The organism is Acidisoma sp. L85, from assembly GCF_009765865.1.
Classification (GTDB): Bacteria; Pseudomonadota; Alphaproteobacteria; order Acetobacterales; family Acetobacteraceae; genus Acidisoma.
Genome location: NZ_LMUQ01000061.1, coordinates 34636 through 50067 on the forward strand (window position 1 = coordinate 34636; position 15432 = coordinate 50067).

A 15432-nucleotide genomic window follows, 5' to 3' on the forward strand; every position below is an offset into this window, starting at 1 on the left:
GCGGCCTCAATCGAAATGATTAAGGGAGCGGACATGTTCGATCTCAGCGGAAAAACCGCCCTCGTAACGGGCGCCTCGGGCGGCATCGGCGGCGCCATAGCGCGCGCCCTCCACGCCCAAGGCGCCGCGGTCGCCCTCTCCGGCACCCGTCAGGCGCCTCTCGACGCCCTGGCGGGTGAATTGGGCGAGCGTGTCGCCGTCTGCCCAGCCGATCTGCGCGACTCAGCCGCGCCCGATGCCCTTGTGGCAACAGCCGAAGCGGCCCTCGGCCCCCTTGCCATCCTCGTCAACAATGCCGGCTTCACGCGGGACATGCTGGCGATGCGCATGACCGATGAGGACTGGCAGAGCGTGCTGGATGTCGATCTCGCGGCACCCTTCCGCCTCATCCGCGCCGCCATGAAAGGCATGCTGCGCCGCCGGGCAGGCCGGATCATCAATATCGCCAGCATCGTCGGCGTCACTGGCAATGCCGGCCAGGCCAATTATTCCGCCGCCAAGGCTGGAATGATCGGCATGACCAAGTCACTCGCGCAGGAAATCGCTAGCCGTGGCGTAACGGTCAATGTCATCGCCCCAGGCTTCATCGAAACGGCAATGACCGCCGGCCTCCCCGAGGCGCATAAAACCAAACTGCTCGGCGCCATCCCGCTCGGCCGCATGGGGAAGCCTGAGGACATCGCTGCCGCCGCCGTCTATCTCGCCGCGGAGGAGAGCGCCTGGGTCACCGGCGCCACCATTCACGTCAATGGCGGGATGGCGATGATCTGAGTCGGGCCGCGACGGCCAGGGGCTTAGGTTTGCTCACCCCGGGCTGTTGGCGACCTAATTAAAACCGTGCTAAGCGCCCCGCTGTTCCGGGGTGCATCGTCGGGAAGGTCGGCGGGTGCTCCGGCCCGGCGCTTGCCCCCAAGGCGTTTGGATTGTCATCAATAGCCGCCAGGCAGGAGTTTCGAGGTCCATGAGCGAAGTCGCCGACAAGGTGAAGAAGATCGTGGTGGAACATCTGGGCGTGGAGGAGTCGAAGGTGACTCCCGAAGCGTCCTTCATCGACGATCTCGGCGCGGACAGCCTCGACACGGTCGAGCTTGTCATGGCTTTCGAAGAAGCCTTCAGCGTCGAAATCCCCGAGGATGCCGCCGAGAAGATCAGCACCGTCAAGGATGCGATCGACTACATCGAGAAGCAGAAGGCCGCCTGACGGCAGCTTCCAGATGACCGGCTTGAGAACGATTGAGCTGCGCCGCGTCGTCGTCACCGGGATGGGCATCGTATGCCCCCTGGGAGTCGGCGTGGAGCATGTCTGGCAGAGGCTGATCCGGGGCGACTCGGGCATTTCAGCGATTCAAAGCTTCGACGTGACCGACCTCCCCGCGAAAGTCGCCGGGGAAGTCCCGGCCGGAGTCCGCGCGGAGGGTGGTCTCGACCTCAACGAGTGGGTTCCGATCAAGGACCAGAAGAAGATGGATCGCTTTATCCATCTTGGCATGGCCGCGGCGATCGAGGCCGTCGAGGATTCCGGCTGGATGCCGACCGACGAGGAAGATCGCTGCGTCACGGGCGTGATGATCGGCTCCGGAATAGGCGGCCTGCAGGCCATCGCCGATGCCGCGGTCCAGGTGCATCAGGGGAAGGTCCGGCGGCTTTCGCCTTTCTTCATTCCATCCGCCCTCATCAACCTGGTCTCCGGCCATGTTTCCATCCGCTACGGCTTCAAGGGTCCCAACCACTCGGCGGTGACGGCCTGCGCCACCGGCGTCCATGCCATTGGCGACGCCGCACGGCTGATTTCGCTCGGCGATGCCGATGTCATGGTCGCCGGCGGGGCCGAGGCCGCCATCTGCGCGCTGGGCATCGGCGGCTTCTGCGCCTCGCGTGCCCTATCGACCGGTTTCAACGCCGAACCGGCCCGCGCGTCGCGTCCCTGGGACAAGGATCGTGACGGTTTCGTGATGGGTGAAGGCGCCGGCGTGCTGGTGCTCGAGGAATACGAACACGCGAAGGCGCGCGGCGCGAAGATCTACGCCGAGATCGGCGGCTACGGCCTCTCGGGCGACGCGCATCACATCACGGCGCCAGCCGAAGGCCATGACGGCGCTTTTCGCGCCATGAAGGCGGCGCTGAAGAACGGCCAGGTCGATCCATCCGAGATCCAATACGTCAATGCCCACGGCACCTCGACGCCGCTCGGCGACGACCTGGAACTCTCCGCGGTCGAGCGTTTCTTCGGCGACAATGCCCGCGGCCTCGCCATGTCCTCGACTAAATCGGCGACCGGTCATCTGCTTGGCGCCGCCGGGGCAATCGAGGCAATCTTCTCGATCCTCGCCATCCGGGACGGGGTGGCGCCACCGACCCTCAATCTCGACGAGCCAAGCGTGCCGAGTGTGATCGACCGCGTCGCCAATACGGCGCAGCAGCGGCCGATCAAGGTCGCGCTGTCGAATAGCTTCGGCTTCGGCGGCACCAACGCCAGCGTGATCTTCCGCGCTGCCGCCTAACCGCCGAAGCTCCCCCATCGGCCGGATCGCGAAATGGGTCCTGCCTCTGGCGGTACTCCTCGCTGTCATCGGGACGGCGCGGGGATTCATCCGCCAGAGCTGGTCGGGCTTCGGTCCCCTCCCGGCCACCACCGCCCTTGTCGTGCCGCATGCGGACACCGCCCAGCTTGCCGATCTGCTGCAACAACGGCAGGTGGTGGATAACGCGCTGATTTTCCGCATCGCGGTGCTGATCACCAGCCGCGACGGCGCGCTGCATGCCGGCGAATTCAGCTTTCCCGCCCATGCCCGGCTCTCCGATGTGCTTGCGATCCTCCGGCACGGCCGCCAGGTCGAGCATCACGTCACCATCCCGGAGGGCCTAACGGCGACAGCCATCGCCACGCTCGTCAATCAGGCGCCCGCGATGCGGGGCAAAGTCTCGCCGCCCGCCGAAGGCGCTGTCCTGCCGAACACCTACGACTATCTCTATGACGCCGAGCGCCCGGCATTGCTCTCACGCGCGGAAGCCGCTCTGGACTCGGCGCTTGCCACCGCTTGGACAGCCCGCGCGCCAAATTTGCCGCTCACCTCGCCGCAAGAGGCCGTGACGCTCGCCAGCATCGTGGAGCGGGAGACGGCCAAGCCCGATGAGCGGTCAATGGTCGCCGCCGTCTATCTCAACCGTCTGAAGCTGGGCATGCCGCTGCAGGCCGACCCGACGGTCATCTACGGCCTGAGCAAGGGCGCCGGCGTGCTTCCTCGGCCGCTGACCCATGCCGACCTCGCGACGCCCGACCTCTACAACACCTATGTGCGGACCGGCCTGCCGCCGGGGCCGATCGCCGCGCCCGGCATTGCGTCGATCCAAGCCGTGCTGCATCCCGCGCAGTCCGACGCGCTCTACTTCGTCGCCGATGGCACCGGGGGCCACGCCTTCAGCCACGACTATGCGGGGCAGGTGCGCAACATCGAAAAGCGCCGCAAGGAAACGGCGGCGCCGTAATCCTACTTCGGCACCACGTTCGGATTGCCCCCCGGCGAACCGGCTGGCGGAAAGACCGGCATATTGCTCGGCGCCAACGGCTTGATAACCGGCATCCTGCTGTTCACCGAGGGCACGATCACACCATTGACGGAGCCGGGCGCCGTGATCGCTGGCGCGCCAGGATTGACGAGGTTCGGATGGGCGGGATCCTGCGGAGCGGGAGGTGCCGTCACCATCGGCTTGTAGGAATTCGGCATCTGCGCCCCCGCCGCCATCGGCATTGCCGCCCCTAGGCCGATCAGGCCGCAAAGCACTATCGTCTTTCGAGCGATCATCGTTTTCTCCCAAGCCGCGAGTCCGCCGGAGCATAAAGGCTTCCGGCGCGGATAAGTTTCAGATGGCCGTGTGCGCCGTCAGCCATTCTCCGCGCGTAGACGCGGCGCGGCTGGCAGGCGAAGTACCCGCTCGGTTGCGAGAAAGCCAAGCATCACCATCGTGACAATGCTGATCACTATGGTCATCACCATAATCCCCGGCAGAAAATGCCATTCGGTGTGAAACACTTCCCGAATGGTGACCATCGCCGCGAGATCGCCCAGCACCGCCGCAGCGATGCCCGCCGCGCCACCTGCCACCGCGAATTCCGTGAGCCAGGCCAAACGGATCTGCGCGCGCCGCGCGCCCAGCGTCTTGAGGATCACCGACTCGGCGATCCGCGCCTCCCGCTCCACCGCAATGGCGCTGACGAGCACCAGCCCGCCCGCCAGAAGCGCGACCAGACCGACCAGGCTGACCGCCGTGCCGATCTGGCCCAGGAGGCCAGCCAGACCACGCAACACCGCGCCGACATCGATGCCGGTCACGCCAGGCAATGCATCCGTCACCGCCGCCAGCACGCGCCCCTCCTGCCCCGGTGGCGTGCGAAGCGTCGCGATCATCGTATGCGGGGCACCCGCAAAGGGGTCCGGCGTGGCGACGAAGAAGAAATTGAGCTGCAGCGATTGCCAGTGGATATCTCGCAGATTGGCGATGCGAAGGTCGAAGCTGCGGCCGAGCACACTCACCGGCAGCAAATCCCCGACACCGATCCCCCAACTCCGCGCCACCCGCGCATCGAAGGACACGAGCGGCGGCCCGATATAGTCAGCCGCCCACCAATGCCCGGCGACAAGACGCGTCCCCGCTGGCGGCGCGGCAGCGAAACTCAGCCCCACATCGCTGCGCAGCGGCCAGTCGGTGCCGGAGGGAGCATGAAATTGCGCGACCGGAACGCCGCGTACCGCGAGAATGCGGGCGCGAAGACTAGGGAGCGCCGCCAGATCATAGGCTCCCGCCGCGCGCGCCACCGTCTCGAACTTGGGGAGGTCAGCCGGCTGCACGTCGATGAAGTAGAAACTTGGCGCCCGACTAGGCAGCGCCCCGGTGAACTCGGCGACCAGATTGGCGCGTATCTCGGCGACCGCCACCAGCACCGTCAGTCCAGCGCCAAGCGAGAGCAGCATCAGCGGCAAGGAGGAAGCCGGTCCATGCAGCCGGCGCAACCCGAAGGCCAGCGCCGCCGATCTCGGGCGTGGCAAGCGGGCCAGCGCCCTCATAAGAAGCCACGCCACACCGCGCAGCAGCAGCAGCGTCGCGGCGGTTCCGGCGCAGAAGCCGAGCGCGATCACCGGCCGCGGCACCGAAACGGCGGCGAGCCCGACCAGCAGCGCAAGGCAGAAGCCTTCCGCCAGTGCGAACTGCAGGGTCCAGGGCAGACGCTGCGGCAGAACCGCCGCCCGGAACAGTGCCGCGCCCGAGATCGCCGACGCGCGCCGCAACGGCGGCATCGCGAAGACAAGGGCCACCAGCAGCCCGAACGCCGCCGCAAGAGCCAAAGGCAATGAGTAAAGTGCGAGATTTGCCGGCACCGGCAGCTGGTTCCGCAACAGCGGCAGAACCAGCAACGGCGCCAGCCCACCGACCACCAGTCCGAGCAGAATCCCCGGCAGCCCGAGCAACGCCAGCTCGAAGCCCAACACAGCGCTCATCAACTGCGCGGAGGCGCCGAGACAGCGCAGTGTCGCGATGCTGCGCGCCCTCGCGGCAAGCCATGCCTCGACGCCATTCGCCACGCCGATTCCGCCGACCAGCAGCGCCCCCAGGCCGAGCAGGATCATGAACAACGCGGCCTGATCGACGAAACGCGTTATATCGGGCGCCGCCTCGCCAACGCCGCGCACGCGCCAGGCCGCCACCGGAAAGGTCTTTGCGAGATCGGCCGTGACCCGCTCCGGCGCGAGACCGGCGGGCAACGCCACCTGCAATGCGTAGGTCGCGAGGCTACCGGAAGCCAACAGGCTGCTATTGCGCAGGGTATCGAGCGGCACCAGCGCTTTAACCCCGAAGAGCTGGCTGTCCGATATGCGGTCGGGCGCATCAACTATCTTGCCGAGGTAGCGTAACGGGACACCGCCGAGCGTCACCCGGTCGCCAGGTTTGAGGCCGAGCGTATCAGCGGCTGTCGGGTCCAACAGCAATCCCGGCAAGGCGCCGGACGCCAACAGTTCTGAGAATCCCCCGGCAGGCGCGGTCGTCACGCGTCCCAGCAACGGCCAAGTGGGACTGACCGCCTCAACCGCTGCCAATAAGCGCCGGCCCGAGGGGGCGACGAGGATTGACCGTGTCCGCACCGTCTCCGAAAGCCGCCCATGACGCGCCAAGAACCAATCGCTCAGCGCCGGCGGCAACGCTCCACTGCCAGTGGAAATGGCGAGATCGCCACCCAGAATAGCCCGGCCATCCTGCGCCAGACCCTGGTTGATCGCCGCCCGCAGGGAGCCGACGCCCGCGATGGCGGCGACACCCACGGCCAGGCAGAGCACGACAATGAGCAGCCCTCGCCGCCCGCCGCGCAGGTCGCGCAGCGCAAGCCGCCAAGCGAGGCGCATCACGCGATGCGGCCGTTTTTCAGGGTGACGATGCGGCCACAGCGCGCGGCAATGCCGGGATCATGGGTGATGAGCATCAAGGTCGTGCCGCCCTCGGCACAGAGTGCGAAGAGCAAATCCATCACGCTGCGGCCAGTTTCGACGTCAAGACTGCCGGTCGGTTCATCCGCCAACAACAGGCGCGGCCGCGGCGCGAAGGCTCGGGCGATCGCCACGCGCTGCTGCTCGCCGCCGGAGAGCTGAGCCGGTCTATGATGTAAGCGATGACCCAATCCGACCTGTTCCAGCGCCCCAGCCGCGACCTGTGCGGCATCCGCCCGCCCCGCGAGTTCGAGCGGCACAGCGACATTCTCCGCCGCCGTCATAGTGGGGATGAGATGGAACGACTGGAACACGATACCGAGGTTCCGCAGGCGAAAGAGCGCCCGCGCCTCCTCGTCCAGCGCTTCCAGCGCCTGACCCGCCACCCGGATGCCGCCGCCGCTCCCCCGCTCCAGGCCGGCGATCACCATCAGCAGGCTGGTCTTGCCCGAGCCGGAGGGGCCAAGCACCCCCACGCTCTCGCCAGCGGCGATATCGAGGTCCAGCCCCTGAAGAATGGCGACCGCGCCGGTGGAGGTCGGGATGGTCAGCCGCAAGTCGCGAAGGGCGACGATCGGGGTTCCCTCCTCGCGCGAGATTGCGGGACCGGCGGGCAGAGGATTTCGTCTCGACATGCCGGACATCTGGTGTCGAGGAGGGCATCCGCCATCGTATTGGCGGACAACGCGGTCATTCGTCGATGGTGGGAAGACAGTCCTTCGCGGCAACCGGTAACTTGTGCTCTGTCCCACCGAAAGACGATTAGCCCGGAGTTGTGCGGGCACGGCGCGCGCTCTTCTATTGCGGCAGACTGACATACATCGATCTTGAGGGATGAAGTGAATCAGACAGCCCGTCTCGCCAGCCGAATTCTGCTTGCTGCCCTGATGGCGGCGGTGGCTCCGTGGCCGCAGCAGGCGGCGAAGGCGGCGACCGCAGGGGCACCGGTGCGATTGCTCGTCCTCGGCGACTCCCTCACTGCCGGCTATGGCCTGCCCGTTGAGGACGGTTTCCAGGCTCGCCTCGCGGCGGCTTTGAAGGCTCAGGGCGCGTTGGTCACGCTCGTCGACGCGGCGGTCAGCGGCGATACCACCTCCGACGGGGCGGCCAGGCTTGGCTGGGTGCTGGGCGGCGGTCCGGTCGACGCGGCACTGATCGAGCTCGGCGGCAATGACGGGCTGCGCGGCCTCGACCCCGCCCTCATGCAGCACGCGATGACCCAGATTCTCGATGCGCTGGCGGCCAAGCATATCCCGGTGCTGCTCAGCGGCATGCTCGCACCACCCAATCTCGGAGCCGACTACGACAACCGTTTCCGTGCCGTCTTCACTGAACTCGGGAAGCGGCCGGACGTGATCTTCGACCCCTTCTTTCTGCAGGGCCTCATCGGGCATCCCGAACTGACCCAGGCTGATGGCATCCATCCCAATGCGGCGGGCGTGAAAATCGAGGTGGCGCGGTTATTGCCGCTGGTCCTGCAACTCGTGGCGCGCGCCAAGGCGCAGGAGACCGCGAAGGCGCCGGCCGGATGAGGCTCTTCGTCGCTTTGGATCTACCCTGGCCGCTGCGGGAACGGCTGGCGTCGCTCGCCACCGGCATACCCGGCGCGCGCTGGGTCAGCCGCGAAAACCTGCACCTTACTCTCCGCTTCATCGGCGAGGTGCCACCCTGGCGCGCCGAGGAGATCGACCTCGCGCTGCATGGCCTGCGCGGCCGCGGCTTCAACCTGACTTTGGCCGGCGCCGGACTGTTTGAACGCGGCGGCCGCGTCACCTCCCTCTATGCGGGCATTGAGCGGTCGCCGCCGCTCGAATTGCTGCAAACGAAGATCGAGACAGCGTTGCAGCGGGCAGGGCTGGAACCGGAACGACGACGATTTCTTGCCCACGTCACGCTTGCCCGCATGGATCAGCCGCCGAGCGAGAAAATCACCGGCTTCGTCCAGCAGAACAACCTCTTCCGATCAGAAGCTTTCGCGGTCGATCGCGTCACATTATTCAGCTCGCAGCTCACCAGCACTTCGCCGATCTACACTGCCGAAACGGAGTATCTTCTGGACTGAAGAGCGGTGTTTTCCGCTAATTGGAGCGCCGGGAGCTACGAACTCTCATCCTTTGTGACACGTTCGACGACGATCGCGTGATGCCAAGGTCCCATGGCAGCGCTTGTGCAACTGGCGGCGCGCTGTCTAGAAGGCTTCATGCCTTTCGCTGCCTCCCGGATTCTCAAACGCGCACATGGCTGGCCGATGCGGTGGTGCGCCACTAACGGAACGATAGCGTGAGCGGCTCGGACCCCAGGCGATGGCTACGTGACGCCCGGCGGGCCATGGCGCGCCTGCCCAGCCTGCGTCTCACCCGCGTGCCGGATGCGCCGACTTTACCGGTGCGGGACCTTTGGCCGGGTGACCCGACCCAGGGCGCGCGACTGCTGAAAGGCGAACTTGTCGTCGGCAACTCGGTGCGAGCGTTGCAGCCCGGCGGCTGGGGCGACTCCAGCGGTTCCCCGGTACTGCGCGCAGCGGCGCATTCCTTCACGTGGCTGCGGGATCTCAGGGCGCTCGGGACCGATGCAGCGCGCCAGCGCGCCCGCACGCTCGTTTCCGAATGGATCGCGACGCCGCAGCATGATCCCGTCGCCATACGGCCGGATGTGGTGGGCGCGCGGATTGCCGCCTGGCTCGGCCATTACGATTTCTTTGCCGCGAGCGCCGAGGACGCTTTTCGCCAGAAGCTCATGGCGCGGCTGGTGGGAGACGCCCGTGCGCTCTCCGCCGCCATGCCGGTCGAGGAGAATGAGGCGCGCGGCTTGACCGCCATCAAGGGGCTGGTCGCGGCGGCGGTTGCCTTGCCCGATCAAGGCTCTTTCCTTAGCCGCGCCCTGCGCTTCCTGCCTCAGGAACTCACGCGGCAGATTCTACCCGACGGCAGCCATATCGAGCGCAGCCCGGCGACCAATCTCTCCGCCCTGCAGGATCTCACCGAGATCCGTGCGCTGTTGCAAGCCGCCCAGGCGACGCCGCCACCGGCGCTCGGCCCTTCGATCGAGCGGCTTGCCGCCGCACTTCGCGTGTTGCGGCACGGTGATGGCGGACTCGCTTTGTTTAATGGAGCGCGGGAGGAGACCTCCAGCCTCGTCGATCTCGCGCTCACTCAGGCGGGACGCGCAGGCAGGGCTCCGACGCAATTGGTGGATGGCGGTTTCCACCGGCTGCAGGCCGGACGCAGCGTGCTGCTGATGGATACGGGCGCGCCGCCGCCGACTGGCTTCGACCGCAATGCCCATGCCGGCACGCTCGCCTTCGAATTGTCGATCGGCCGCGACCGCCTGGTGGTCAATTGCGGCTCTGCGCCCGCCGCGATGTCCGAATGGCGGGACGCCTTGCGCGCGACCGCCGCGCATTCCACCCTGATCATCGACGACACCAGCTCCTCCGAGCTGAAGCCCGAGGGGCTCGGCCGGCGCCCGGAACAGGTCGAGGTGCAGCGCCAGGAGGCGAGCGGCGCGCATTGGCTCGAAGCAAGCCATGACGGCTGGTTGAAGACCTTCGGCGCCCTCCACCGCCGCCGCCTCTATGTTGCGGCAAGCGGCGAGGATATCCGCGGCGAGGACGCCGTGGAATCGGCGACACCGCAGAGCTTCGCGGTCCGCTTTCATCTGCATCCCAATGTCCAGGCGACGCTGCAGCCCGATGGCGAGGGCGTGACGCTGCGGCTGGCCGGGGGCGCGAGCTGGCGTTTCAGGGCCGACGGCGCCCGCATCGGGATCGAGGAAAGCGTCTATATGGGCGGCAGCGAGCCCCGCCGCGCCGAGCAGATTGTCCTGACCTCCGAGGCCGAGGGGCCGCAGCAGGTCAAATGGGCAATCACCAAGCTGGGCTAGCGTCCTAGCCGGAGCGTGTTCGCTGGGTGGCGAGATAGGCCGCCGGGCCGAGAGCCGCATGAAGATCATCGAACTTACCAACACCGATTTCGCCATGCGGCACTTCCTCGCGCCGCTCCTGCGCGAGGGCCGGGCGCGAGGTCATGAGATGGTGGGCGCCACAACGGAGGGCGCGCTACTGAGCCCGCTGCGGCAGGAGGGCTTTCGTGTCCTGCCGCTGCCGCTTTACCGCGATCTTTCGCCGCGCAACCAATGGGCTGCTTTCGTGGCACTCCGTGACCTGTTCCGGGCCGAGCGGCCCGATCTGGTCCATGCGCATATGCCCATCAGCGGCTTCCTCGGCCGCATGGCGGCCCGCGCCGCCGGGGTGCCGCGCATCGCCTATACCTGCCACGGTTTCCTCTTCAACCAGCCGGGCTCCCTGCTGCGGCGCGGCGCGGCGCTCGCCATGGAAGAGGTAGCCGGGCGTGTCACGGACCTCTTCCTCACCGTTTCGGCCGAGGAGGCGCGGGATGCGCGACGCCTCGGCATAGCGCGGCACCCGATCGCCATCGGCAATGGCCGCGACCCCACCGTCTTTCGTCCGGACCCTGAAGCTCGCGCTGCGTTTCGGGCAAGTTTCGGCGTGCCGAAAGATCGCGTTGTTGTCGTCATCGTCTCCCGCCTCGTGCGTCACAAAGGCCACCCAGAGCTTCTCGCAGCGATGGAGCAGGTCCCGGGCACCGAGCTCTGGGTTGTCGGTGACCGGCTGCCCTCGGACCATGGCGCCGAGATTGAAACCGCATTCGCCACAAGCTCGCTCGGAGACCGCTTGCGCCGTCTTGGCTATCGCGAGGACACGGCGGCGGTTTTGGCGGCGGCCGACATCTTTGCTTTGCCGAGCCATTTCGAAGGCCTGCCTATGTCGGTCATCGAGGCGATGATGAGCGGCTTGCCCGTGGTCGGGACCGATATTCGCGGACCACGCGAACAGATTGTCGATGGCGAAACGGGCTTCCTGGTGCCGCGACGCAGTGTGCCATCCCTTGCCGCCGCGCTGAAGCGACTCGCGGCCGATGCCGGACTTCGCGCCAAGATGGGTGCCGCCGGCCGCAGCCGCGCCTGCGCGCTGTTCGACGAGAGGCGCATCGTGCGTCGCACGTTGGACCTGCTGACGGGCGAAGAGTCACCGAGCGCGCGCGAATAGTGCTCTCACGAGGGCATCCAATCCTTCATTTCTCCCGCCAAGCGGTAGAAATTGACACGGCCGCAGGCAGGGCCAGACTTCGAGGACGGCGCGGGACCATGCTGCGCCGCTTCAGGGTCAAAGCTGCTGGCAAATGAAGCGGAGACGGCGTTGATGCCGTGACCGCCCTTGCCCGGCCCCCTTAAGAGAATGCCCTGCAACGGCAGAATCTGCTTAAGGCCGGCGACAACCAGCAGGTTGCGGCCGCCATCAATCTGTTGCCGCACCGTCTCGGCCATAGCGCGGTCAGCACCCTCCGAGCCGCCTTCCGGCGGGGAATCGACGGGGATAATCGCCAGGCCATAAGCCCTAGCGAGCGCGCAGACGAGCGCCGCCATCTTCGATTGCGCCCGCGCGGGGCCAATTTGCTTGAGGTAACGCGCCGCGCCACCGGCCCGCGCCATGCCCTGCTCGACCTCCCGCATGCCGTGGCGCAACTCCTCGAGCTGGGTCGGGGTGATGGCGGCCAGCAGCGCGCGGTAGCCCTTGTCCCGGGCACTGCCAAACAAGGCGTCATAGAGCGGGAGGAGGCCGAGATTGCCGCTCGGAGCCGCGATCAGGATGGCGGAGGCAAGGCCCGGCCGGCTGAGGCGGGCCGCTGTAGTGAAGAGGTCCTTCGCGATTAGCGGGGCCTGGGCCGGCGAGCGATATACCCCAAGATGCGAAGCGCCTGCGGCGTTCGCGACTCCGGGCTCACCGGACGCGGACGACTTGCGAGGCTCATCTGGCTTGTCCGCTTTCGATGGCGTCCCTTTCTGCCGCATCGCCGCCCGCCAAGACGGAGATACGGTGGCGCCACCCGCGGACCGGGCGGATTGGGTTGCTTGGGGTAGGGCTGCATCCATGGCCGGTTCCTCCTGCGCTATAGCGCAATCCGTTACGACTAGGCATCATTACCCTGGACTTCGATAATAAACTGTAACCAATTGGGCCGGTAGAGGCTGGACGAGGCGGGGACGCCGGCTCTATCTCGGCGCCACCTGCCGGAGCATTGCCCCCATGAGCCTTATCCCCGTTCGCCGCGCCCTAATCTCGGTCTCCGACAAAACGGGGCTGCTGCCTCTCGCGGCGTCTCTCGCGGCCGTGGGGGCAGAGATCCTCTCGACCGGCGGCACCGCCCGCGCGCTGCGCGAGGCCGGCTTCGAGGTGACGGAAGTTTCCGACCACACCGGCTTCCCGGAGATCCTGGATGGCCGCGTGAAAACGCTGGTGCCGCAAATCCATGGCGGATTGCTCGCGCGGCGAGACCTTCCCGAGCATATCGCGCAGATGGATCGCCACGGCATCGCGCCGATCGATCTGCTGGCGGTGAATCTCTACCCCTTTGAGGCGACGGTCGCCCGAAATGCCGATGCCGAGACCACGATCGAAAATATCGACATCGGCGGTCCGGCTTTGATCCGTGCCGCGGCGAAAAACCATGACTTCGTGGTGGTTCTGACGGACCCCTCGCAATATGACCAAGTGCAGACGGCGCTCGCCGAGGGCGGTACCGAACTGAGCCTGCGGCGCGCCCTTGCCGCTGCTGCCTATGCGCGCACCGCGGCCTATGACGTTGCGATCGCCGCCTGGTTCGCGCGTGAGGCCGAAGAGACGGCGCCGGAGCGTTTCGCCATCGCCGGCCGGTTGCGCCAGCGGCTACGCTACGGCGAAAATCCCCACCAAACCGCAGCGTTCTACGTCACCGACCAGCGGCCCGGCGTCGCCACCGCGCGGCAGGTGCAGGGCAAGGAACTGTCCTACAACAACCTCAACGACACCGACGCGGCCTTCGAGTGCGTCGCGGAATTCGCTGAACCCACCGTGGTTATCGTCAAACACGCGAATCCCTGTGGAGTGGCTTCCGCCACCAGCATGGCGATTGCGTGGGATGCGGCATTGGCCTGCGATCCGGTGAGCGCTTTCGGCGGCATCGTGGCGTTGAACCGGCCGCTCGATGCCGCGACAGCCACAAGGATCGCGACAATCTTCACTGAGGTCATCGTCGCGCCGGATGCGAGTGCCGAAGCGCAGACCGTCCTTGCCGCGAAGAAGAACCTGCGGCTGTTGCTGACCGGTGCGCTGCCTGATCCGGCGGCACCCGGCACCAGCTTCCGCTCGGTTTCGGGCGGTTTTCTGTTGCAGTCGCGCGATGCGGGCCGGGTTGCCCGCGCCGATCTGCGCGTGGTGACGAAACGTGCGCCCAGTGAGGCGGAGTTCCTCGACCTGCTCTTCGCCTTTCGGGTCGCGAAGCATGTGAAGTCGAATGCGATTATCTATGCGCGTGATCAAGCGACCGTCGGCATCGGCGCGGGTCAGATGAGCCGCGTCGATAGCGCCCGGATCGCCGCGTGGAAGGCAGCAGAGGCAGACAAGGCGGCGGGACGTGTGCGGCCCAGCACGCAGGGATCCGTCGCTGCCTCGGACGCGTTCTTTCCCTTCGCTGATGGGCTCGAAACGATCATTGCCGCGGGCGCCACGGCGGTCATTCAGCCCGGCGGCTCTATGCGGGACGAGGAAGTCATCGCAGCGGCCGATGCCGCCGGTATCGCGATGGTGCTGACGGGGATGCGCCACTTCCGGCATTGAGCGGTTTCGGTGGAAGCGCTTCTTTCAGCCCACCCGCAAGGCCGGCTTCTACCTTGACGGCGGCTTCCGAGCTCCATTCAGCAACTGGCTCGCGAATTTTCGATTTCTCGGTGCAAATGGCGCCGGAGAAGCATCTCCGGATACAGCCAACTTTCGCGCGGCAAAGTCCAGCAACTCGCGAAACCGGACGTTCCCATCTGATCTCCTCACGACAAGCTTGGGGTGGCCTATGCGATCGATGGTTAAAGTCATGCTGTCGCTGTCCTCGTTGGGATCCTGACGCCACATTTTGCGGCCGCGAGGATTGACGAGGCGTGATCACCGTTGCAGTTTGCGTATGATTTTCATGCGTCGGGTCAAGGCGATGGCGCAGCGGGGTTTTTCCGCGCCTCGTATTTCTCGGCTTCGTGGTTCACGTCCCATGCACCGACAATCATCCAGAGATCGGCGTCGCTGGAAACGTCTCCGGGTCTGAGCCCCAGCGCCACCTTGAGCCTCGACAGCGCCTCCGGCTTGTTCAGGAAGAGATCCCGGGCCTGCTGCACGCTGAGCGTGGATAGATAGCTATCGGGCAACGCGTCGATGATTTTGAGAAGATCGTCGTCCGCGGGAGTTTCTCCTGGTTCGAGCTCCAGCACTGTTTTAAGGGCCACGAGCGCTTCCGGCTTATCCTTGAGGAGAATCTCGAGCGCCTTCTTGCCGATCGGGGACAAAAACTTGTCGGGAACGAGAGCCGAAGGCGCTGCCGGGATGGGCTCCCGCGCCGGGGCGGTGCGTCTCTGTCCCCCGCGTGCAATGAATCCGGGTCCCACGGGCGCACGAAGCCTATCCGAACGCCCTATCCCGTGGATGCCCGGCTTGTGAAAAGCCTCAGCCTTCCGCTGACTGACGATGTGCTGGAACTTGTTCTCGCCGTCGCTAACGGGAATGCCCGTCAAGGCGGCAGGACTGGCGTCCTTCGCGGTACCCACACCAAGTCTCATCAAATAGTTCCTTCGCGATTCCCTATCCCTTCATGTGAGCAAGCATGCGTTGACACGAAACTAACAAACCAAACCTAGCCCCGATCACGGTCGGACTTCCGCAAGCCTAAGCTCCCACCGCCTCGCCCGCGCCGATCCGCGCATGCTCGCGCAACTCCGCCTCGCCCACAGCGTCAAGCGCGTCGAGGAATGCGGCGGCGAAGCTGCCTGGTCCACTGGCGCGCGCTTCCGCCCGTTCGGAAGCGACCGCCATATGGGCATGCGCGGCGACAATGGCGGTGGACGGGTCGGGGGCCGC

General features: G+C 66.4%; 14 protein-coding genes and 1 pseudogene. 9 read left to right on the forward strand and 6 right to left on the reverse strand.

Annotated features, from left to right (window positions below; translation table 11 throughout):
• Positions 1–33: 33 nt before the first annotated feature.
• The 4 genes from fabG (at position 34) to mltG (ending at position 3486) form a co-directional block, all read left to right on the forward strand.
• Positions 34–771, forward strand: a complete 738-nt coding sequence (gene fabG / locus GSQ83_RS18615) for a 3-oxoacyl-[acyl-carrier-protein] reductase (RefSeq protein WP_158804394.1) — start codon at positions 34–36, stop codon at positions 769–771.
• A 190-nt stretch (positions 772–961) separates the two neighbouring features.
• Positions 962–1201 (forward strand): acyl carrier protein, encoded by a 240-nt coding sequence (locus GSQ83_RS18620; protein WP_158804395.1) that lies wholly within the window; start codon positions 962–964, stop codon positions 1199–1201.
• Between the two features lie 13 nt (positions 1202–1214).
• On the forward strand, positions 1215–2501 hold the full coding sequence (fabF, locus tag GSQ83_RS18625; RefSeq protein ID WP_158804396.1) for a beta-ketoacyl-ACP synthase II: 1287 nt from the start codon (positions 1215–1217) through the stop codon (positions 2499–2501).
• 142 nt (positions 2502–2643) lie between these two features.
• Positions 2644–3486: an endolytic transglycosylase MltG gene (gene mltG, locus GSQ83_RS18630; protein ID WP_254065780.1), complete on the forward strand. Its 843-nt coding sequence runs from the start codon at positions 2644–2646 to the stop codon at positions 3484–3486.
• Positions 3487–3488: 2 nt separating this feature from the next.
• Here mltG and GSQ83_RS18635 read toward each other — a convergent pair whose 3' ends face one another.
• From GSQ83_RS18635 to GSQ83_RS18645, 3 genes are all read right to left on the reverse strand, one after another.
• Positions 3489–3803 (reverse strand): hypothetical protein, encoded by a 315-nt coding sequence (locus GSQ83_RS18635; protein WP_158804397.1) that lies wholly within the window; start codon positions 3801–3803, stop codon positions 3489–3491.
• A 78-nt stretch (positions 3804–3881) separates the two neighbouring features.
• Positions 3882–6395, reverse strand: a complete 2514-nt coding sequence (locus GSQ83_RS18640; RefSeq protein ID WP_254065820.1) for an ABC transporter permease — start codon at positions 6393–6395, stop codon at positions 3882–3884.
• Entirely contained in the window at positions 6395–7111 is a 717-nt protein-coding gene (locus GSQ83_RS18645; RefSeq protein ID WP_158804399.1) for an ABC transporter ATP-binding protein, read from the reverse strand. The genes GSQ83_RS18640 and GSQ83_RS18645 overlap by 1 nt, the downstream gene beginning before the upstream one ends.
• A gap of 204 nt (positions 7112–7315) precedes the next feature.
• Between GSQ83_RS18645 and GSQ83_RS18650 the strand changes: the two genes are divergently transcribed.
• From GSQ83_RS18650 to GSQ83_RS18665, 4 genes are all read left to right on the forward strand, one after another.
• Positions 7316–8008 carry an arylesterase gene (locus GSQ83_RS18650; RefSeq protein WP_254065782.1) on the forward strand — a complete coding sequence of 231 codons (693 nt, stop codon included), beginning with the start codon at positions 7316–7318 and terminating at the stop codon, positions 8006–8008.
• On the forward strand, positions 8005–8538 hold the full coding sequence (thpR, locus tag GSQ83_RS18655) for an RNA 2',3'-cyclic phosphodiesterase (RefSeq protein ID WP_158804400.1): 534 nt from the start codon (positions 8005–8007) through the stop codon (positions 8536–8538). The genes GSQ83_RS18650 and thpR overlap by 4 nt, the downstream gene beginning before the upstream one ends.
• A 218-nt stretch (positions 8539–8756) precedes the next feature.
• Complete coding sequence (locus GSQ83_RS18660; RefSeq protein ID WP_371418040.1) at positions 8757–10358, forward strand: heparinase II/III family protein; 1602 nt, start codon at positions 8757–8759, stop codon at positions 10356–10358.
• A 58-nt stretch (positions 10359–10416) separates the two neighbouring features.
• Positions 10417–11544 (forward strand): glycosyltransferase family 4 protein, encoded by a 1128-nt coding sequence (locus GSQ83_RS18665; protein ID WP_158804401.1) that lies wholly within the window; start codon positions 10417–10419, stop codon positions 11542–11544.
• Positions 11545–11549: 5 nt separating this feature from the next.
• Here GSQ83_RS18665 and GSQ83_RS18670 read toward each other — a convergent pair whose 3' ends face one another.
• Positions 11550–12428: a hypothetical protein gene (locus tag GSQ83_RS18670; protein WP_158804402.1), complete on the reverse strand. Its 879-nt coding sequence runs from the start codon at positions 12426–12428 to the stop codon at positions 11550–11552.
• Between the two features lie 154 nt (positions 12429–12582).
• Here GSQ83_RS18670 and purH point away from each other — a divergent pair, with 154 nt between their 5' ends.
• Positions 12583–14151 carry a bifunctional phosphoribosylaminoimidazolecarboxamide formyltransferase/IMP cyclohydrolase gene (gene purH, locus GSQ83_RS18675; RefSeq protein WP_158804403.1) on the forward strand — a complete coding sequence of 523 codons (1569 nt, stop codon included), beginning with the start codon at positions 12583–12585 and terminating at the stop codon, positions 14149–14151.
• Positions 14152–14507: 356 nt separating this feature from the next.
• On the opposite strand, the gene GSQ83_RS18680 is transcribed toward purH, so the two are convergent.
• The gene (locus tag GSQ83_RS18680; RefSeq protein WP_158804404.1) at positions 14508–15134 is read right to left on the reverse strand and encodes a hypothetical protein; all 627 of its coding nucleotides are present in this window, start codon (positions 15132–15134) and stop codon (positions 14508–14510) included.
• Between the two features lie 106 nt (positions 15135–15240).
• A pseudogene (locus tag GSQ83_RS18685) lies at positions 15241–15432 on the reverse strand (hydroxyethylthiazole kinase); the annotation flags it as partial.